The sequence below is a fragment of the Pseudomonas sp. GW821-FHT11G12 genome, assembly GCF_058808055.1.
Window position 1 is genome coordinate 539,838 of record NZ_JBXARH010000002.1, and the last position, 18,922, is coordinate 558,759.

An 18,922-nucleotide genomic window follows, 5' to 3' on the forward strand; every position below is an offset into this window, starting at 1 on the left:
GAGGTTTTTTCGTATGACCAATTCTTTGCAACCTGCGTATGCATTGGTTCCGGGCGCAAACCTGGAAGCCTATGTACACACCGTCAACAGCATTCCATTGCTGACGCCGGAGCAGGAGCGTGAACTGGCCGAGAGTCTCTACTATGAGCAGGATTTGGGGGCGGCTCGGCAGATGGTGCTCGCCCACCTGCGTTTTGTTGTACACATTGCCCGTAGCTATTCCGGCTACGGTCTGGCTCAGGCTGACCTGATCCAGGAAGGCAACGTCGGCCTGATGAAGGCTGTGAAGCGTTTCAACCCGGAAATGGGCGTGCGTCTGGTGTCCTTCGCGGTGCACTGGATCAAGGCCGAAATTCACGAGTTCATCCTGCGCAACTGGCGGATCGTGAAAGTCGCGACCACCAAGGCCCAGCGCAAGCTGTTCTTCAACCTGCGCAGCCAGAAGAAACGTCTGGCCTGGCTGAACAATGAGGAAGTCCACCGTGTGGCGGAAAGCCTCGGCGTCGAGCCGCGTGAAGTGCGAGAGATGGAAAGTCGCCTGACCGGTCATGACATGGCCTTCGACCCGGCTGCCGAAGCGGACGACGACAGTGCTTTCCAGTCGCCGGCCAACTACCTGGAAGACCACCGGTACGACCCGGCGCGTCAGCTGGAAGATGCCGACTGGAGCGACAACTCCAATCACAACCTGCACGAAGCGCTGGAAGTGCTGGACGAACGCAGCCGCGACATCCTCTACCAGCGCTGGCTGGCAGAAGAGAAAGCCACGCTGCACGACCTGGCGCAGAAGTACAACGTGTCGGCCGAGCGGATCCGTCAGCTCGAGAAGAGCGCGATGAACAAGCTCAAGTTGTCGATTGCCGCGTAACCGGTAGTCCGACAATAAAAAAACGCCCCGATCAGTGATGATCGGGGCGTTTTTGTTTGCGTGTCAGAAACTCATTGGGCCCAGGGCGCGCGGCGTGAATCATTGAGTGTCAGCAGATAGCTGTCGCCACCCAGTTGGCTCATCTGCTGGCGAATCCACCCCGCCCGGCGTGAAACATAGGATGTCGGGTGGCTGGCGCTCCAGACCCGGGGATTGGGCAATACGGCCGCCAGATAACTCGCCTGCTGTCGGGACACTGACTTGGCACCTACACCAAAGTGATGCCTTGCTGCCGCTTCGGCACCAAACACGCCGTCATCCCACTCGACGCTGTTCAGGTATACCTCGAGAATCCGCTGCTTGGGCCAGAACACTTCGATCAGCGCGGTAAACCATGCTTCCAGGCCTTTGCGCAGATAACTGCGGCCCGACCACAAGAACAGGTTCTTCGACACCTGCTGGCTCAAGGTGCTGGCGCCGCGAATCGAGCCGCCGAGTTCGTTGTGGGCCAGTGCGGCCTTGATCGCGCTCAGGTCAAAACCCCAATGCTCGGGGAATTTCTGGTCTTCGCCGGCAATCACCGCGACCTTCAGGTCATCGGAGATCTCGTCCCACGGCTTCCAGGTGCGTTGCAGGTCAATCGGCTCGCCGTCGACCCAGGATTCGATCTTGCGCTCGACCATCAGCGCCGTGCCCGGTGGCGGCACGAAACGAAACACCAACACCAGCAATACGCTGCCGCCCGCGAACCAGAGCAGAGCCTTCGTGAAACGACGGAGAAATAAACGCAGCATAGAGATGGCTTGGCCGAACCGGTTGAGCGGGCCATTATACAGACCCTGCCGATCGAGTCTGACTGGAGTTCTACATGCTGCGTAGCTTTCTGATGCTGGCTGCCTTCTTTGGTTTTACCGGTGTCGGCCTCGGCGCATTCGCCGCCCATGGCCTGAAAAACCGCCTGACCCCCGAGTACCTCGCGATCTTCCACACCGGCGTCACCTATCAACTGGTGCATGCGCTGGCGTTGTTCGGCGTGGCACTGCTGGCCACGCAGCTTCAGGGGCGACTGGTTGCCTGGGCCGGTATCTCGTTCAGCATCGGTATCCTGTTGTTTTCCGGCAGCCTGTACCTGCTGACCACCGTCGGCATCGGCAAGCTCGGCATCATCACCCCGTTCGGTGGCCTGGCGTTCCTGATCGGTTGGCTGTGCCTCGGACTCGCCGCCTGGCGCCTGCAGCCAACCGCTTGACGCTTGGTGCTGACCTTTAGGTCATGATCGGGCTAGAATGCCACCCCCTAAAAATGATGGCGGCATCCGGCATGCGCATTCAGTTGAACGGCGAATCCCTTGAACTGCCCGACGGTGAAACCGTTGCGGCCCTGCTGACCCGTCTGGACCTGACCGGACGCCGGGTGGCGGTCGAACTCAATCTGGATATCGTCCCGCGCAGCCAGCATGCCGACACGACTTTGAACGACGGCGACAATGTCGAAGTGGTGCACGCCATCGGCGGCGGCTAGTCGCCAGGCCTGCATGGGCCGAGAATTCTGCAAGACCCTCACCCCAACAGAGGATTTCCCATGAGCATCGTTCGTAGCGACAAGCCTTTCGTTCTGGCCGGTCGTACTTACCAGTCGCGTTTGCTGGTCGGTACCGGCAAGTACCGTGACATGGAAGAAACCCGTCTGGCCATCGAAGCCTCGGGTGCCGAGATCGTCACCTTCGCCGTGCGCCGCACCAACCTGGGCCAGATCGAAGGCGAGCCGAACCTGCTCGATGTGCTGTCGCCGGATCGCTACACCTTCCTGCCGAACACCGCCGGCTGCTACGACGCGGTCGAGGCTGTGCGCACCTGCCGCCTGGCCCGTGAGCTGCTCGATGGCCACAACCTGGTGAAGCTGGAAGTGTTGGCCGACCAGAAAACCCTGTTCCCCAACGTGATCGAAACCCTCAAGGCCGCCGAAGTGCTGGTCAAGGAAGGCTTCGACGTGATGGTTTACACCAGTGATGACCCGATCATCGCCCGTCAACTGGCTGAAATCGGCTGCATCGCAGTGATGCCGCTGGCCGGTCTGATCGGTTCGGGCCTGGGGATCTGCAACCCGTACAACCTGCAGATCATCCTCGAAGAAGCAAAAATTCCGGTGCTGGTGGATGCCGGTGTCGGCACCGCTTCCGACGCCACCATCTCCATGGAGCTGGGCTGTGATGCGGTGCTGATGAACTCGGCCATCGCCCACGCCCAGCAGCCGATCATGATGGCTGAAGCCATGAAACACGCGATCGTCGCGGGCCGCCTGGCCTACCTCGCCGGCCGCATGCCGAAAAAACTCTATGCCAGCGCCTCTTCGCCGCTGGATGGTCTGATCAAGTAAGAGCTATTGATGACTGAATCGAACGACACGCCAATCCAGACGGAAGAAGGCGACGAGCGCCAACACCGCCGCATCAAGAGTTTCGTGATGCGCGCCGGGCGCATGACCGAAGGCCAGCAGCGCGGCCTGGATCAGGGCGCGCCGAAGTTCGTCCTGCCGCTGGCCGATGCACCGGTGGATTACGACCAGGTGTTCGGCCGTTCCGCGCCGCGTTCGCTGGAGATCGGTTTCGGCATGGGCCACTCGCTGCTGGAAATGGCAGCCGCTGCGCCGGAGCAGGATTTCATCGGTGTCGAAGTTCACCGTCCGGGTGTTGGTGCGCTGCTCAATGGCGTGCTGACGCAGGGCCTGACCAACCTGCGGGTCTACGATTGCGACGCGATCGAAGTGCTCAATCGCTGCATCGCCGACAACAGCCTCGATCGTCTGATGCTGTTCTTCCCGGATCCGTGGCACAAGAGTCGTCACCACAAGCGCCGCATCGTTCAGGCGTCCTTCGCTGAGCTGGTGCGCAGCAAGCTGAAGGTTGGCGGCATTCTGCACATGGCCACCGACTGGGAACCGTACGCCGAATACATGCTGGAAGTGATGAACGTCGCCCCGGGCTATCGCAACCTCGCCGAAGACGGCAAGTGCGTGCCGCGCCCGGCTGAACGCCCGATCACCAAGTTCGAACGCCGCGGCGAACGTCTTGGGCATGGCGTGTGGGATCTGAAGTTCGAAAAGCTCGCTTAAGCATCACGCAATAAAACTGTGGGAGCCATTGGCTCCCACAGTTGTTTTAGCGGTACTCGGAAGTTACACCGTTGAAAGAAATTCCGCCGGAACCCGCTCTGTCAGCCAGACACCATTCTCGGCCTGATAGAACTTGAAACCCTGTTCCTGCATCTGCCGCGCTGCAACCTTCAGAATCACCACCGTTCCGTAACGTTGCCCAACCGCCGAGGCGGTAGCGGTTTCCTGAGAAAGGTGCACGTGATGGCGTGACCCAGGAATCAATCCTTGCTCGTTGATCGAGTCCATGAAACGTGTCGCCGTGCCGTGATACAGCGTTTCCGGAGGCTGCTTTTCTTCGAACTGCAGCTCCACGCTTTTCGTCGAGTGGCCCTGTACGGCGCGAATCGACTGGCCGTCTGGAGAGATCGAAAAGCGCTTCTTGTCGCTGCTCGCCACGACGTTTTCGATTAGCGCGCGATCCAGCGTTCTACCGTCCCGCGTCGCGCCACCGATCAAGGCGTCGATGTCTGCCCAGCCTTCAGAGTCCAGCGTCAAGCCGATCGCCTGTGGCTCATGTCGCAGCACGAAGCTGAGAAATTTGCTTGTTTCGTCCAGCAGTTTCTTGCTCATGAACTTCCCTGTCTGTTTTCAATGCGCGGTCAGCGGCGATCCGCGACTACGCCGATCAAAACGAGTACCACCAACAACACCGGTGCCAGGCTGTAGTTGTTGAACTGGCTCAAGCCCTTCACCACCCAAGGCGTGGCGTAGATCAGTGCCGCGCCGCTGCCGATCAGGCAGAGCAGAGCCATCAACGGGACGCGCAGGGCGCCGGCGATGCTGCCCAGGCGCTGGTCTACCCAGGCCTTGAAGTCAGCGCCGAACAGCACCAGCAGGCAGCCCACCAGGGCCAGCGCGATTTCCGAGAGGTTGCTGCGGCTCCAGCGGGACACGGTGGCGAGCAGGTCGAGTATCAAATCCATGCGGTTTCCTTAAGAGCGGTCAGCTCAGAAATTTCTGCAGCAAGTCGTTGAGGAACAGTTGTCCGCGCTCGGTGGCCGCCAGACGTGACGGTTCGACCTGCAACAGACCGCTTTGTTCGGCCTCGCGCCGGTGTTCGTCGAGGCTCTCCAGCGGCAGGCCGGTGCGCTCGGGATACAGGCGCGATTCGACACCGGCGGTCAGGCGCAGGGCGTTCATCAGGAACTCGAACGGCATCTCGTCGTTGGTCAGGGCTTTCTCGCCGGCCTGGAAGCTTTTGGCCGGGTTGAGGTAGTCCTTCGGCAGGCGAGTCTTCCAGGTGCGCACGATGCGCCCGTCCGGATGGCTGAGCTTGCCGTGGGCGCCGGCGCCGATGCCGATGAAGTCGCCGAAGCTCCAATAATTAAGGTTGTGTCGCGCCGGGCGACCCGGTTGGGCATAGGCCGAAACTTCGTACTGCGCGTAACCGTGCTCGGCCAGCAGCGCCTGCCCGGCCTCTTGAATGTCCCACAGCGTGTCGTCTTCCGGCAGCACCGGCGGCTGGTTCCAGAAAACGGTGTTCGGCTCCAGTGTCAGCTGATACCAGGAAATGTGCGTCGGCTTCAGCTCGATCGCCTGACGCAGATCGCTCAAGGCATCGTCCAGCGACTGATCCGGCAAGCCGTGCATCAAGTCGAGGTTGAAGTTATCGAACCCGGCCTGGCGCGCCATGCCGGCGGCGCGGATGGCTTCGTCACCGTTGTGGATGCGGCCGAGGGCCTTGAGCTTTTCCTGCTGGAAGCTCTGGATACCGATCGACAGGCGATTGATCCCCAGTTTGCGGTAGGCGACGAACTTCTCTTGCTCGAAAGTCCCGGGGTTGGCTTCCAGGGTGATTTCGATGTCATCGGCAAACGGAATGCGCTGTTTCACGCCTTCGAGCAAGCGGCCGAGGGCTTCGGCACTGAACAGGCTCGGTGTGCCGCCGCCAAAGAAGATCGAACTCAGCTCACGGCCGTACACCGCGTGCAGGTCCTGATCGAGGTCGGCCAGCATCGCGTCGACGTATTCCTGCTCCGGTAGCACCGGGCTGGCGGTGTGGGAGTTGAAGTCGCAATACGGGCATTTGCGCACACACCACGGGATGTGGATGTACAGCGCCAGGGGCGGCAGCGTCGGCAACGGCGCCCGAGGCGAGGAGGCGGCGCCGCCGATGATCAGCGACGACGCGGAGGAGCTATCGGTCATTTCAAGCCCAGACGCAGGCGCAGCAGATCCATTGCACGGGCGCGGTGGCTGATCTGGTTCTTGTCGGCCGGGCTCAGTTCGGCGCTGGACACGCTACGCTCCGGCACCCAGAACAGCGGGTCATAGCCGAAACCGTGTTCACCGCTGGCGGCAGTCAGGATGCGCCCATGCCACAGACCTTCGCAGAGGATCGGCAGCGGATCATCGGCATGACGCACCAGTGCCAGCACGCAGACGAACTGCGCGCCACGCTCGGCTTCAGGCACATCCTTCAAGGCGTCGAGCAGTTTGGCGTTGTTCGCCGCGTCGCCCTTGCCGTCGGCGTAGCGCGCCGAGTAGATGCCCGGCGCACCGCCGAGGAAATCCACCGCCAGACCCGAATCGTCGGCCAGCGCCGGCAGCCCGGAGATGCGCGCAGCATTGCGGGCCTTGAGGATCGCGTTCTCGACGAACGACAGGCCGGTTTCTTCCGGCTCCACGCTGCTGAACTCGCCGATCGAGCGCAGTTGCACCGATTCGCCGAGCATGGCCTGGAGCTCCTTGAGTTTGCCGGCGTTATGGCTGGCCAGTACGAGTTGCTTGAGGTTCATCATTCGCCGGGGAAAAGCTCTTGGTTGAAATTGATGGTGTTGATCTTGTCGCCGTTCTGCACCTTGATTTCAAAGGTGCGGGTTTCCTGCTGTTCCACCGGGTACTGGGCGATGTAATAGATCGCGCCCTGTTCGGTGATCTGGCGGAATTTCAGCGGCACGCTCTGGCTGGTCAGGTCTTTGACCGTGCCGGTGACATTGGCGATCAACGGCTTGCCGTCCTTGATCACCGAGACATTGATCACGCCCTGATTCTTGCTGCGGATCAGCTCGGCGGCCTTGGCAATGTCCGGTTGCAGGTAGGTCGAGTTGAAGGTGTTGTAGTGCACCGTCACGTCGCCGAAGGTTTCCTGGCGCTCGCCTTTGATGACGTCGGCAGCCATGGCCGAGAGGCTCAGGCAGGCGGCCAATAGCGCGGTAATCAAGCGTCCCATGTTCGTTCTCCTCGCAATGTCGTGGTTCAGACCGCGATTCTGTGATCCTGCAGCCCTGGGCTGCTGACGCGGTAGATACCGATCTCACCTAACAGATTAGGCCATAGCTTACTGGCCCACCCGTGGCGGTGCTGTTGATCCACGGCAAGCCGATCAATGACCTTCGCCTCACGTTCGCGGCAAAGTTCTTCAAAGTCTTCGAAGGTGCAGAAGTGAATGTTCGGCGTGTTGTACCAGGTGTACGGCAGGAACTCGGACACCGGCATCCGGCCCTTGCTCGCCAAGTACCAGCGGCAGCGCCAGTGGCCGAAGTTGGGGAAGGTGATGATGCACTGGCGACCGACCCGCAGCATTTCGTCGAGGATCTTGTCCGGGTAGTGCACGGCTTGCAGGGCCTGGGTCATCACCACCACGTCGAAGCTGTTGCTGGCGAAGTTGCCCAGGCCCTTATCCAGGTCCTGTTCGATGACGTTGATGCCCTTGGCCACGCACTCGGCGATGTTGTCCGGGTCGTTTTCCAGGCCATAACCGGTGACCTGCTTGTGGTCGCGCAGCCAGGTCAGCAACTCGCCGTCACCGCAGCCGAGGTCGAGCACGCGGCTGCCGGCGGGGATCCATTCCTGGATGATTTCCAGATCAGCTCTCATGGCTTTCTCACAACGTAATGCGGTTCATGTAATTGCCGAACGCCTGCAAATAGCGCGGGATCGGAATCAGGAAGGCGTCGTGGCCCTGCGGCGCATCGATTTCCAGGTAGCTGACGTCCTTGCGCGCGGCCATCAGCGCGTCCACCAGTTCCCGCGATCGGGCCGGGGAGAAGCGCCAGTCAGTGGTGAACGACATCACGCAGAACTTCGCTTTGGCACCTTCGAAGGTTTTCGCCAGGTTATCGTCGAAGTTCGCCGCCGGATCGAAGTAATCCAGCGCCTTGGTCATCAACAGATAGGTGTTGGCATCGAAGCGCCCGGAGAACTCTTCGCCCTGGTAGCGCAGGTAGCTTTCGACCTGGAACTCGACGCTGTGGAAGTCGTAGTTGAGCTTTTCGCTCTTCAGGCCACGGCCGAATTTCTCGCCCATGGAGTCGTCGGACAGGTAGGTGATGTGCCCGACCATCCGCGCCAGCATCAGCCCACGCTTGGGGATCACGCCCTGTTCCTGGAACGAGCCGCCGTGGAACTCGGGGTCGGTGAGAATCGCCTGGCGCGCCACTTCGTTGAAGGCAATGTTCTGCGCCGACAGCTTGGGGGCCGAGGCGATGGCCAGGCAGTGGCGCACGCGATCCGGATACGTGATGGTCCATTGCAGCGCCTGCATGCCGCCGAGGCTGCCACCGATCACCGCGGCCCACTGGTCGATGCCGAGCAGGTCGGCGAGGCGTGCCTGGCTGTGCACCCAGTCTTCCACGGTCAGCACCGGGAAGTCGGCGCCGAACGGTTTGCCGGTTTCCGGGTTGAGGCTGCTCGGGCCGGTGGAGCCGTTGCAACCGCCGAGGTTGTTCAGGCTGACCACGAAGAACTTGTTGGTGTCGATCGGTTTGCCGGGGCCGATGCAGCTGTCCCACCAACCGGGCTTGCGGTCGTCGACGCTGTGGTAGCCGGCGGCATGGTGGTGGCCGGACAAGGCGTGGCAGATCAACACGGCGTTGCTCGCTTGCGCGTTCAGCGTGCCGTAGGTTTCGTAGATCAGGTCATAAGCGGCCAGCGAACGGCCGCAGGCCAGGGCCAGCGGTTCGCTGAAGTGCGCCGTTTGCGGCGTCACCAGACCAACAGAATCGGGGGGAAAGGCAGCTGGCATCGACCCTGCTCTCGTTGAAATGAGGCGTAAGTCTAAAGACCGGTGGGGTTAGCGGCAAGCAACTACCTGCGCTCGTTCCCACGCTCTGCGTGGGAACGCCTCATTGGACGCTCTGCGTCCGCTTCGGCGGGGACGCGGAGCGTCCCGGGATGCATTCCCACGCAGAGCGTGGGAACGATCAAGGTAAAACCAAACCCGGCAAATCCGGCAGTTTTTTGGGGGCGTGGATGCGCACACGTTTCTGCCGGTTCAACTCACCGCTGATCAGGCTGACCTGACTCTTGGAAACTCCAAAAGCCTTGGCCAGAAACCCCATCAGGTACGCATTGGCCTTGCCCTCGACCGGCGGCGCGGTCAGGCGGATCTTCAAGCGGTCGCCGTGCAGCCCGCAGAAATCATCGCTGCGGGCTGCCGGTTGCAGGTGACACTCGAGGATCAAGTCGTCACCGTCCCAACGAAACCAGCTCACATCAACAGGCGCAGGATTTCCGGCATCATCGTCATCGCCGCGAGGTTGTTGATCACCAGCATGTCGATCAGCTTCAGCGCGAGGAAGGCGAAGATCGGCGACAGGTCCAGACCGCCCATGCTCGGCAGGAAGCGACGGAACGGCGCCAGGGCCGGTTCGCAGATCTGGTTCACCAGCTCGGCGCCCGGGTTATGGCTGCCCGGAGCGACCCACGACAGGATCACGCTGATGATCAGGGCGAAGAAGAAAATCTTCAGGAACAGCGCGGTCACGCCGATGATCGACCAGATGAACAGTTGCAGCGGGTTGCCGGTGGTGCCGTAGGTCAGCAGCAGGGTCAGCGCCATCAGTGCCAGTTGCACGAGGATTGCCAGCACCAGCGACGACATGTCGAGGCCGAAGACGCTCGGGATGATCCGGCGCAGTGGCTTGAGCAATGGCTGGGTAGCCTTGACCACGAACTGGCACAGCGGGTTATAGAAGTTCGCCCTTACCAGTTGCAGGACGAAGCGCAGCAGCACGATCAGCAGGTACAGGCTGCCGAGGGTTTGCAGCACGTAGACCGCTGCAGTGTTCAATCCAATCATGTAAGGCTCCTTATTTGCCCAGTTGTTCGGCCATTTCGGCCGAGCGGTGCGCGGCGGCGCCGAGTGCTTTTTCCACCAGGGCTTCGAAGCCGCCGGCCTGGAACGATTTGATCGCCGCTTCAGTGGTGCCCGCTGGCGAGGTCACGCGGCGGCGCAGTTCGGCGGCGTCGACGTCGCTGGACACGGCCATGTGCGCGGCGCCCAGTGCGGTTTGCAGGGTCAGTTGCTCGGCGGTTTCCTTCGGCAGACCGAGTTTGACGCCGGCGGCGGTCATGGCTTCGATCAGCAGGAAAAAGTACGCCGGGCCGGAACCGGAGACAGCGGTGACCGCGTCCAGTTGCTGCTCTTCGTTCAGCCACAGGGCGATGCCCACGGCGGACAGCAGCTCTTCAGCCTGTTGGCGCTGTTCGGCGCTCACATCGCCAGTGGCGTACAAGCCGCTCACGCCCTGACGCAGCAGTGCCGGGGTGTTGGGCATGCAGCGCACGATCGGTTGTTCGCCGAGCCATGCGGTCATGCTGGCACAGGTGATGCCGGCGGCGATGGACACCACCAGTTGATTCGGTTTCAGGCTCGGGCGGATCACTTCGCACACGGCTTTCATGGCTTGTGGCTTGACCGCCAGCACGACAACGTCGGCACCGTCGATGGCCTGGGCGTTGTCGGCGAAGGTTTCGATGCCGTGCTCGGCGCTGACCCGGTTGCGGGTCTCTTCGCCCGGATCGCTGGCGCGGATCGATGCGGCTTTCAGACCCTTGGCCCGCAGGCCGCCGATCAGGCTGGCGGCCATGTTGCCGGCACCGATAAAGGCAATACGCGTGTTGCTCATGTCAGGTCCTTATCTGGAAATCATCAAGATTGGGAGTAGTCGCGAGCGCCAAACAGGGCCGTACCGATACGGACCCAGGTGGCGCCCTGGGCAATGGCCGACTCGAGGTCGTGGCTCATGCCCATGGAAAGTGTGTCGAGCGGCAGATCGAGGCTGGCCTGCAGCTTCTGAACAGCGGCGAATGCGGCGTCTTGCTCGGCGCGATCGTCGGTCGGCTCGGGAATTGCCATCAGCCCGCGCAGCTTCAGGCGCGGCAGGGCGCTGATGGCCTGGGCCAGCGCCGGCAGGTCGGCCGGGGTGCAGCCGGACTTGCTGGCTTCACCGCTGACGTTGACCTGAATGCAGATGTTCAGTGGCGGCAGATCCGCCGGGCGTTGTTCGGACAGACGTTGGGCGATTTTCAGGCGATCCACGGAGTGCACCCAGGCGAAATGCTCGGCAATCGAGCGGGTCTTGTTCGACTGAATGGGGCCGATGAAGTGCCAGATCAAGGGCAGGTCGGCCAGTTCGAGCTGTTTGCCCAGGGCTTCCTGCAGGTAGTTCTCGCCAAAGTCGCGCAGGCCGGCGGCGTACGCTTCGCGCAGGGCTTCGGCGGGTTTGGTCTTGCTCACGGCCAGCAGCTGGACGCTGTTTTCATCGCGGCCGGCGGCTTTGACGGCTGCCTTAATGCGCGAACTAACCTGGAGAATGTTGTCTGCTATCGTGGACATCAAGAGGCGCCAGCGGTCTGTAGGTTCGCGGCATTCTACTGGAATTGAGGAACGCTATGGATATCACTGAACTGCTGGCCTTCAGCGCCAAACAGGGCGCTTCCGACCTGCACCTGTCGGCCGGACTGCCGCCGATGATCCGTGTGGATGGCGATGTGCGACGGATCAATCTGCCGGCGCTGGACCACAAGCAGGTGCATGAGCTGATCTACGACATCATGAACGACACCCAGCGAGTGGAGTTCGAGAAACATCTGGAAACCGACTTTTCCTTCGAAGTGCCCGGCGTGGCGCGTTTTCGGGTCAACGCCTTCAACCAGAACCGTGGCGCCGGCGCCGTGTTCCGCACCATTCCGTCGAAAGTGCTGAGCATGGAAGACCTCGCCATGGGCGACGTCTTTCGCAAGATCACCGACGCCCCGCGCGGGTTGGTGCTGGTGACCGGGCCGACCGGTTCCGGTAAGTCCACCACGCTGGCGGCGATGATCGATTACCTCAACACCCATCGCCATCACCACATCCTGACCATCGAAGACCCGATCGAATTCGTTCACGAATCACGCAAATGCCTGATCAATCAGCGTGAGGTCCATCGCGATACCCGCAGTTTCGCCACGGCGTTGCGTTCAGCGCTGCGTGAAGACCCGGACGTGATCCTGGTGGGCGAGATGCGCGATCTGGAAACCATCCGCCTGGCGTTGACCGCTGCCGAAACCGGGCACCTGGTGTTCGGCACGCTGCACACCACGTCGGCGGCCAAGACCATTGACCGGGTGGTGGACGTGTTCCCGGGGGATGAGAAGTCCATGGTGCGCTCGATGTTGTCCGAGTCGCTGCTGGCCGTGGTGTCGCAGACGCTGATCAAGAAAATCGGCGGTGGGCGGGTGGCGGCGCACGAGATCATGCTCGGCACATCGGCGATCCGGAACCTGATCCGCGAGGACAAGGTGGCGCAGATGTATTCGGCGATCCAGACCGGCGGGTCGCTGGGGATGCAGACACTCGACATGTGCCTGAAGGATCTGGTGACCAAGGGCCTGATCAGTCGTGAACATGCGCGGGAGAAGGCGCGGACACCGGATAATTTCTAGGGACGAAAAAAAACGCAGCCCGAAGGCTGCGTTTTTTATGATCTGTACAGATCAGCGCTGAACCACGCGCATCTGCTTGCCACCTGGTTCTTTCGGCAGCACGCGCTTGGCTACCACGTAATGCTGTTCCCAATACGGCTTGTTCAGCGTATCGATGCTCACCGCTTTACCACGACGCGGCGCGTGGATGAAGCGGTCGTTGCCCAGGTAGATGGCAACGTGATTGACCCGACGGCTCTTGATGTTGAAGAAAATCAGGTCGCCCGGCTTGAGATCCTTGCGCTCGACTTTCTCGCCGTGGCCGCTGGCCATGGCATTCGAGGTGCGGGGCAGGTCGAAAGTCGCGTCGTTGAACGCGTATTTCACCAGACCGCTGCAATCGAAGCCTTTACTTGGGCTGCTGCCGCCCCAACGGTAAGGTGTACCGAGGACGTTCACCGCGCGACTGAGGACGTTGCTGCTTTCCTTGTTCGCCATCGGTGGGACCAGCTTGCCGTGACTCTTGCTGGCGAGCGTGGTGTGTTTCGTTTGCTTGCCTTTGTTCGAAGGAGCAGAGGCATGGGATTTAGGGGTGAAGCCGTTGACGTTGGGAAGACGTTGCTCACGATTGGTGGCGTGGGCGGCCAGTGGCATTAATAGGCAAATGGTTAGCCATGTCTTGAAAAATGGACGCATTAGGCAGGGCTCTTATGTGTTAGCGCGCAACTTTATAACAGCTTTTTTGTCCCTTCCGAGGCCGTTGGTCGATTCAAAAGGCGGGCAACGGAACCAAACAAGCGGCAAATAGACGCAATTGTCGGACAGAAGTCAGGTGCTATAAGGCTTTGACGGAACACACGGTAGCATTTGCCGTACGTCGGCTACCTGTAAAAAAGTCACAAAGAATTAAAGAATATTTATCTATCGTGTGAATCGAGGTCTTCATGAACAGCTATCAGCTACCCCGTGTGAAGGAAAAAGACACCCATAGCAAAGTGATCGGTTACCTGCTGTGGATCTTCGGTTTTACCGGTTCTCACCGCTTCTATTACGGCAAGCCGGTGACCGGAACGATCTGGTTTTTCACCTTCGGGCTACTGGGGATCGGCTGGCTGATCGACGTGTTCCTGATCCCGGCGATGGATCGGGAAGCGGACCTGCGCTTTGCGGCGGGGCCGATCGAATACAATGTGGCGTGGATCCTGCTGACGTTCCTCGGGGTGTTCGGCGTGCACCGGATGTATCAAGGCAAGTGGATCACTGGCTTGCTGTACCTGCTGACCGGCGGATTGTTCTTTATTGGCGTGCTGTATGACTTCTGGACGCTGAACGATCAGGTGTCGGTGCGTAATGCCGAAGGGCGGGGCGCTTTTCAGTAAGTGATGGCGAGGGAGCAAGCTCCCTCGCCATTTTTTTATGCCTGGTGGCTGATCCGGCCATCCACCAAGGTGTAACGCACCACACTCGGCAGGCTATGGCCGAGGAACGGGCAGTTCTCGCCCTTCGACAGCCAGGTTTCGCCGGCAACGGTCGAGGCCTTCGGATCGAACAGCACGATATCCGCCGCGCCACCCACCGCCAGTTTGCCCGCCGGCAGGCGCAAGGCCTCGGCCGGGCCGGCGCTCAGGCGTGAGAGCAGGGTCGGCAGGTCCAGCAGACCATCCTCGACCAGCGTCATCGCCAGCGGCAGCAGCAGCTCGACGCTGCTGATGCCCGGTTCGGTCGCGCCGAACGGTGCCAGTTTCGCATCACGCTCGTGGGGTTGGTGATGGCTGGAAATCGCCGAAATCACCCCGGACTTCACCGCTTCACGCAGACCGTCGCGGTCGGCGCGGGTGCGCAGCGGCGGTTGCACGTGATACAGGCTGCTGAAGTCGATCAGCGCTTCGTCCGTCAGGATCAACTGATACAGGGCGACATCCGCCGTGACTTTCAAACCACGGGCCTGGGCCTGAGCGATCAGCGCAACGCCGCGAGCGCTGGTTAGCTGGCTGAAATGCGCGCGCACGCCGGTCTGCTCGACCAGCAGCAGGTCACGGGCCAGGGCCACGGTTTCAGCGGTTTCCGGGATGCCCGGCAGACCGAGGAAACTGGCGGTGGCGCCTTCGTGGGCCAGGCCGCCGTCGGCCAGGTCGTGATCCTGCGAATTGAAAATCACCGTCAGGTCGAAGGTCGCCGCGTAATCGAGCGCCCGGCACAGGGTGCGGGTGTTGCGGAAACTTTCCAGGCCGTTGCCGAAGGCCACGCAACCGGCGTCGCGCAGGGCCACCAGCTCGGCCAGTTGCTCGCCATCCAGGCCTTTGCTCAGGGCGCCGATCGGGAACACCTTGGTGTTGCCGGCCTCGCGGGCGCGGTCGAGGATCAGCTCGGCCACTGCGGAGGTGTCGAGCACCGGCTTGGTTTTCGGCGGGCAGCACAGGCTGGTCACGCCGCCGGCCGCCGCAGCGCGGGTTTCGCTGGCGATGGTGCCTTTGCGGCTGTAGCCCGGCTCGCGCAGGGCGACGTTCAGGTCTACGAGGCCTGGAGCGGCGACAAGGCCTTGGGCATCGATGGTTTCGACGGCGGTGAAACCGGCCGGTGCGGCGCCGAGGGCGACGATCTTGCAGGCTTCAACGTGAATATCGGTGACTTGATCCAGGCCGCTGCTTGGATCGATGACGCGGGCGCCGAGAATGCTGAGCTTCACTGGGCGTTCTCCTGCTCGAATTGGCGCTGGGCTGTTTGTCCGCTCATGGCCATCGACAACACGGCCATACGGATCGCGATGCCGTAGGTGACTTGATTGAGGATCACCGAGTGTGGGCCGTCGGCCACCGCCGACTCGATCTCCACGCCGCGGTTGATCGGCCCCGGGTGCATGACGATGCAATCGGGCTTGGCGCCGGCCAGGCGCGCGGTGGTCAGGCCGAACAGGCGGTAGAACTCGCCTTCGCTCGGCAGCAGGCCGCCGGTCATGCGCTCACGCTGCAGGCGCAGCATGATCACCACGTCGACGTCTTTCAGGCCTTCGGTCATGTCGGTGTAGACCTTCACGCCGTATTGCTCGATGCCGATCGGCAGCAGGGTTTTCGGTGCGATCACGCGGATGTCCGGGCAACCGAGGGTCTTCAGGGCGAGCATGTTCGAGCGCGCCACCCGCGAGTGCAGGATGTCGCCGACGATGGCCACCGAGAGGTTTTCGAAGCTGCCCTTGTGCCGACGGATGGTCAGCATGTCGAGCATGCCCTGGGTCGGGTGGGCGTGACGGCCGTCGCCACCGTTGATGATCGCCACTTGCGGGCACACATGTTCGGCGATGAAGTGCGCAGCACCCGAATCACCGTGGCGTACGACGAACATGTCGGCGGCCATGGCTTCGAGGTTGCGCAGGGTGTCGAGCAGGGTTTCGCCCTTGCTGGCCGACGAAGTCGACACGTTCAGGGTGATCACGTCTGCCGACAGCCGCTGGGCCGCCAGTTCGAAGGTGGTGCGCGTGCGGGTGGAGTTTTCGAAGAACACGTTGCACACGGTCTTGCCGCGCAGCAACGGGACCTTCTTCACGGCCCGTGCGCCGACTTCGAGGAACGAGTCGGCGGTGTCGAGGATTTCCGTCAGCAACTCGCGGCGCAGGCCGTCGAGCGAGAGGAAGTGGCGCAGCTGGCCCTGATCATTGAGCTGCAGCGGGCGCTTGGTATCTAGAGGCGTCATCGCGAAGGGGACTCTCAATAGGGCGGATTAAAGGGCGAGGTCTTGCAGTTCGAGGGCCAGCTCCGGGCCGGACAGCTTCACTCGTTCGTGGGGGGCGAGCGACAGCGTCGCGCCGACCACGTTCGGGCGGATCGGCAGTTCGCCGGCGTCCAGGTCCAGCAGGCAGACCAGCGTCACGCTGGCCGGGCGGCCGTAGTCGAACAGTTCGTTCATGGCGGCGCGGATGGTGCGGCCGCTCATCAGTACGTCGTCGATCAGCACCAGATGCTGGCCTTCGATTTCGAAGGGCAGGGCGGACGGACGCACTTGCGGGTGCAGGCCGTTCTGGCTGAAGTCGTCGCGATAGAAGGAAACATCCAGCGTGCCCAATGGCGCATCGCTGCCCAGCTCTTCGAGCAGGGCCTGGGCGACCCAGACGCCGCCGGTGCGGATGCCGATGTAACGCGGTTCGCTGATATCACGCTGGGCAAGGTGCGCCTTGAGGCGGGTCGCCATCTGGCTGATCAGATCGGCGGGATTGGGCAGGCTCATGGTTGCTCCTTCTTGGGGTCGAGCCGGTTCTCGCGAACCGAGGCTCGGGTTGTAACCAAAAGAAAAGCGCCGTAGCGCTTGTCAGGATTCAAATAGTGCGGTGTTTTCGTCGAGCCAGCCTTGCAGCAGCAGGGCGGCGGCGATGGCGTCCACCGGGTTGTCGCGGTAACTGCCTTTCTGCCCGCCGCGCACCAGTCGTTCGCCCTTGGCTTCGAAGGTTGTCAGGCGCTCGTCGTGGGTATAGAAGGGCAGGTTGTAGCGGCCGTTGAGGCGACGGGCGAATTTCTCGGCGCGCAGGCACATCTCGCTGGGCGTGCCGTCCATGTTCAGCGGCAGGCCGACCACCACGGCGTCGGGTTTCCATTCCTTTATCAGGGCTTCGACCTGATTCCAGTCCGGCACACCGTTTTGCGCCTTCAAGGTGCACAGTTCGCGGGCCTGGCCGGTAATCACCTGGCCGACCGCCACGCCGATCTGTTTGGTGCCGTAGTCGAAGCCGAGGATCAGGCGCAGGGCCATCAGGCGTGCCCTGCCTGGCTGGTCAGCAGGTTGAGGTTGATCCCCAAATGCTTGGCCGCCGCTTCCAGTCGCAGCTCGCTGCTGGTGTTGAACAGGATGTCGGCGTCGTACGGGCAGGTCAGCCAGGCGTTGTCGGCCATTTCAGCCTCCAGTTGCCCGGCTTCCCAGCCGGCGTAGCCGAGGGCGATCAGGCTTTTCGCCGGGCCCACGCCGTCAGCGATGGCGAACAGCACGTCTTGGGAAGTGGACAGTGCCAGCTCGCCTTCCAGTTCGACGGTCGCCTGGAAGGTCTTGCCCGCCGGGTGCAGCACGAAACCGCGATCGGTCTGCACCGGGCCGCCGATGAAGATCGGCACATGCTGGCACAGCGCTGGCGGATCGATGTCCGGGCGCAGTTGCTCGAGGATGTCGGCCAGATTCAGCTCTTGCGGTCGGTTGACCACTAGCCCCATGGCCCCATTGGCCGTGTGCTCGACGATGTAGGTCAAGGTGTGGGCAAAGTTCGGGTCGGCCATGTGTGGCATGGCGATCAGGAAGTGATGCTTGAGGTAGCTGGGGCTGACGTTTTTCATGTGCGGTAGTGTGGCGTTCGGGGGGCGAACTGACAAGCTGGAGCGGTCAAAAGATCGGCTCAGTTGCTGGACAACCGGTCGCCCCGGGCGAATTTCCAGGTGCGGATGATTTCCAGTCGGTCGATGTCCGACAGATCCCCGGTAAACGGTGCAAACGGTGCCGCCAGACGCACGATGCGCTGCGCCGCCTGATCCAGCAGGGGCTGGCCGGAGGATTCCAGCACCAGCACTTCATACAGCGAGCCGTCGCGGTTGATCGACACCATCAGGCGCAGATTGCCGTAGATCTGTTGGCGACGGGCTTCGTCGGGGTAATTGAGGTTGCCGATGCGCTCGACCTTCTTGCGCCATTCGTCCTTGTACCAGGCGCCCTTGTCGCGCATGGTCGAGGCCGCGCTCAGGCGGTGGATGCGCGGGCGCTTGGCGTACAGCTGTTGTTCGTTGGCCAGTTCGGCTTCCAGGCTGGCGATGTCGCTGGAGAGCTGCGAGCTGTCGAAAGTCGGGGCGTCGACCGTCGGTTTGGTCTCGGTCTTGGCTTCTTCTTTTTTGGTCGGTGCCTTTTTCGGTTTCGGCGCGACGGTGGTCACGGCCGCCTTGGGCGCCGCTTCCTGCACTTCCGGCTTGGCGGCCGGCGGCGGGGTGACCTTCTTGACCTGATTGTCCTGGAACGGCGCGACCTCGGTGGTCTTGGGGATCGCCTTCTTGTCGAGGGTGCCGCTGCCTTCCTGGTTTTCCTGGGCGAGGAAATCGGCCTTCTTGGGCTTGGTTTCGCTCTTGAAGGTGGCGAGGGTGATTTCCAGGGTTTTGCTGATCTGCTTGGGCTCGACCATGGTGAAGCCCACGCCGAGCAGCAGCGCCAAATGGATCAGCGCCGCGAGAAACAGGGTAAATCCGAGGCGATCGACCGGGCGCACGCCTTTATGGGCGAGTTCAGCGGGCAGATCGGACGGAAGTGTCATGA

26 protein-coding genes are annotated in these 18,922 nt (G+C 61.9%); 7 read left to right on the forward strand and 19 right to left on the reverse strand.

Going from position 1 to position 18,922, the window contains the following annotated elements; genetic code table 11:
- The first annotated feature begins 13 nt into the window (after positions 1–13).
- Entirely contained in the window at positions 14–868 is an 855-nt protein-coding gene (gene rpoH / locus AC1RR7_RS10225; protein ID WP_003229146.1) for an RNA polymerase sigma factor RpoH, read from the forward strand.
- Between the two features lie 71 nt (positions 869–939).
- On the opposite strand, the gene mtgA is transcribed toward rpoH, so the two are convergent.
- Positions 940–1,662 carry a monofunctional biosynthetic peptidoglycan transglycosylase gene (gene mtgA, locus AC1RR7_RS10230; protein ID WP_102619689.1) on the reverse strand — a complete coding sequence of 241 codons (723 nt, stop codon included), beginning with the start codon at positions 1,660–1,662 and terminating at the stop codon, positions 940–942.
- A 74-nt stretch (positions 1,663–1,736) separates the two neighbouring features.
- On the opposite strand from mtgA, the gene AC1RR7_RS10235 reads away from it, so the two are divergent.
- From AC1RR7_RS10235 to trmB, 4 genes are all read left to right on the forward strand, one after another.
- Entirely contained in the window at positions 1,737–2,117 is a 381-nt protein-coding gene (locus AC1RR7_RS10235; RefSeq protein ID WP_085709061.1) for a DUF423 domain-containing protein, read from the forward strand.
- 71 nt (positions 2,118–2,188) lie between these two features.
- Positions 2,189–2,389: a sulfur carrier protein ThiS gene (gene thiS, locus AC1RR7_RS10240; protein ID WP_167394879.1), complete on the forward strand. Its 201-nt coding sequence runs from the start codon at positions 2,189–2,191 to the stop codon at positions 2,387–2,389.
- Between the two features lie 60 nt (positions 2,390–2,449).
- Positions 2,450–3,244, forward strand: a complete 795-nt coding sequence (locus tag AC1RR7_RS10245; RefSeq protein WP_085731561.1) for a thiazole synthase — start codon at positions 2,450–2,452, stop codon at positions 3,242–3,244.
- 9 nt (positions 3,245–3,253) lie between these two features.
- Positions 3,254–3,979, forward strand: a complete 726-nt coding sequence (gene trmB, locus AC1RR7_RS10250) for a tRNA (guanosine(46)-N7)-methyltransferase TrmB (RefSeq protein WP_085646976.1) — start codon at positions 3,254–3,256, stop codon at positions 3,977–3,979.
- A 63-nt stretch (positions 3,980–4,042) separates the two neighbouring features.
- Here the strand turns inward: trmB and AC1RR7_RS10255 are convergent, their stop codons facing one another.
- The 11 genes from AC1RR7_RS10255 to AC1RR7_RS10305 form a co-directional block, all read right to left on the reverse strand.
- Positions 4,043–4,591, reverse strand: coding sequence for an RNA 2'-phosphotransferase (locus AC1RR7_RS10255; protein WP_493157301.1), 549 nt, complete (start codon positions 4,589–4,591; stop codon positions 4,043–4,045).
- 29 nt (positions 4,592–4,620) lie between these two features.
- Entirely contained in the window at positions 4,621–4,944 is a 324-nt protein-coding gene (locus AC1RR7_RS10260) for a DUF3392 domain-containing protein (RefSeq protein ID WP_102619691.1), read from the reverse strand.
- Between the two features lie 19 nt (positions 4,945–4,963).
- Positions 4,964–6,169: a radical SAM family heme chaperone HemW gene (gene hemW, locus AC1RR7_RS10265; protein ID WP_007953367.1), complete on the reverse strand. Its 1,206-nt coding sequence runs from the start codon at positions 6,167–6,169 to the stop codon at positions 4,964–4,966.
- Positions 6,166–6,762, reverse strand: a complete 597-nt coding sequence (gene rdgB, locus AC1RR7_RS10270; RefSeq protein WP_273541047.1) for an RdgB/HAM1 family non-canonical purine NTP pyrophosphatase — start codon at positions 6,760–6,762, stop codon at positions 6,166–6,168. The genes hemW and rdgB overlap by 4 nt, the downstream gene beginning before the upstream one ends.
- A complete protein-coding gene (locus AC1RR7_RS10275; protein WP_102619694.1) occupies positions 6,759–7,193 on the reverse strand; it encodes a DUF4426 domain-containing protein in 435 nt (144 codons plus the stop codon). Before AC1RR7_RS10275 ends, rdgB begins: the two co-directional genes overlap by 4 nt.
- A gap of 26 nt (positions 7,194–7,219) precedes the next feature.
- A complete protein-coding gene (gene metW / locus AC1RR7_RS10280) occupies positions 7,220–7,840 on the reverse strand; it encodes a methionine biosynthesis protein MetW (RefSeq protein WP_096817600.1) in 621 nt (206 codons plus the stop codon).
- 7 nt (positions 7,841–7,847) lie between these two features.
- On the reverse strand, positions 7,848–8,987 hold the full coding sequence (gene metX / locus AC1RR7_RS10285) for a homoserine O-succinyltransferase MetX (protein ID WP_102619695.1): 1,140 nt from the start codon (positions 8,985–8,987) through the stop codon (positions 7,848–7,850).
- A gap of 178 nt (positions 8,988–9,165) precedes the next feature.
- Positions 9,166–9,456, reverse strand: a complete 291-nt coding sequence (locus tag AC1RR7_RS10290) for a DUF167 domain-containing protein (protein ID WP_102619696.1) — start codon at positions 9,454–9,456, stop codon at positions 9,166–9,168.
- Complete coding sequence (locus AC1RR7_RS10295; protein ID WP_096817605.1) at positions 9,453–10,043, reverse strand: YggT family protein; 591 nt, start codon at positions 10,041–10,043, stop codon at positions 9,453–9,455. Before AC1RR7_RS10295 ends, AC1RR7_RS10290 begins: the two co-directional genes overlap by 4 nt.
- 10 nt (positions 10,044–10,053) lie before the next feature.
- Positions 10,054–10,872 carry a pyrroline-5-carboxylate reductase gene (proC, locus tag AC1RR7_RS10300; protein ID WP_493157305.1) on the reverse strand — a complete coding sequence of 273 codons (819 nt, stop codon included), beginning with the start codon at positions 10,870–10,872 and terminating at the stop codon, positions 10,054–10,056.
- A 23-nt stretch (positions 10,873–10,895) separates the two neighbouring features.
- Positions 10,896–11,582 carry a YggS family pyridoxal phosphate-dependent enzyme gene (locus AC1RR7_RS10305; RefSeq protein WP_493157307.1) on the reverse strand — a complete coding sequence of 229 codons (687 nt, stop codon included), beginning with the start codon at positions 11,580–11,582 and terminating at the stop codon, positions 10,896–10,898.
- Between the two features lie 56 nt (positions 11,583–11,638).
- On the opposite strand from AC1RR7_RS10305, the gene AC1RR7_RS10310 reads away from it, so the two are divergent.
- Entirely contained in the window at positions 11,639–12,673 is a 1,035-nt protein-coding gene (locus AC1RR7_RS10310) for a type IV pilus twitching motility protein PilT (protein ID WP_114886090.1), read from the forward strand.
- A 51-nt stretch (positions 12,674–12,724) separates the two neighbouring features.
- Here the strand turns inward: AC1RR7_RS10310 and AC1RR7_RS10315 are convergent, their stop codons facing one another.
- Positions 12,725–13,348 carry a C40 family peptidase gene (locus AC1RR7_RS10315; RefSeq protein WP_096817610.1) on the reverse strand — a complete coding sequence of 208 codons (624 nt, stop codon included), beginning with the start codon at positions 13,346–13,348 and terminating at the stop codon, positions 12,725–12,727.
- 248 nt (positions 13,349–13,596) lie between these two features.
- On the opposite strand from AC1RR7_RS10315, the gene AC1RR7_RS10320 reads away from it, so the two are divergent.
- The gene (locus AC1RR7_RS10320) at positions 13,597–14,031 is read left to right on the forward strand and encodes an NINE protein (protein WP_096817612.1); all 435 of its coding nucleotides are present in this window, start codon (positions 13,597–13,599) and stop codon (positions 14,029–14,031) included.
- 35 nt (positions 14,032–14,066) lie between these two features.
- On the opposite strand, the gene AC1RR7_RS10325 is transcribed toward AC1RR7_RS10320, so the two are convergent.
- The 6 genes from AC1RR7_RS10325 to AC1RR7_RS10350 all read right to left on the reverse strand — a co-directional run bounded on the left by AC1RR7_RS10325 (position 14,067) and on the right by AC1RR7_RS10350 (position 18,920).
- Positions 14,067–15,338: a dihydroorotase gene (locus AC1RR7_RS10325; protein WP_493157309.1), complete on the reverse strand. Its 1,272-nt coding sequence runs from the start codon at positions 15,336–15,338 to the stop codon at positions 14,067–14,069.
- Positions 15,335–16,339 (reverse strand): aspartate carbamoyltransferase catalytic subunit, encoded by a 1,005-nt coding sequence (locus AC1RR7_RS10330; RefSeq protein ID WP_095164512.1) that lies wholly within the window; start codon positions 16,337–16,339, stop codon positions 15,335–15,337. Before AC1RR7_RS10330 ends, AC1RR7_RS10325 begins: the two co-directional genes overlap by 4 nt.
- A gap of 27 nt (positions 16,340–16,366) precedes the next feature.
- Positions 16,367–16,870, reverse strand: a complete 504-nt coding sequence (gene pyrR / locus AC1RR7_RS10335; protein WP_096817616.1) for a bifunctional pyr operon transcriptional regulator/uracil phosphoribosyltransferase PyrR — start codon at positions 16,868–16,870, stop codon at positions 16,367–16,369.
- 81 nt (positions 16,871–16,951) lie between these two features.
- Entirely contained in the window at positions 16,952–17,389 is a 438-nt protein-coding gene (ruvX, locus tag AC1RR7_RS10340) for a Holliday junction resolvase RuvX (RefSeq protein WP_096817618.1), read from the reverse strand.
- A complete protein-coding gene (locus AC1RR7_RS10345; RefSeq protein ID WP_096817620.1) occupies positions 17,389–17,961 on the reverse strand; it encodes a YqgE/AlgH family protein in 573 nt (190 codons plus the stop codon). The genes ruvX and AC1RR7_RS10345 overlap by 1 nt, the downstream gene beginning before the upstream one ends.
- Positions 17,962–18,020: 59 nt before the next feature.
- Positions 18,021–18,920 carry an energy transducer TonB gene (locus AC1RR7_RS10350; RefSeq protein ID WP_273539168.1) on the reverse strand — a complete coding sequence of 300 codons (900 nt, stop codon included), beginning with the start codon at positions 18,918–18,920 and terminating at the stop codon, positions 18,021–18,023.
- Positions 18,921–18,922: the final 2 nt, after the last annotated feature.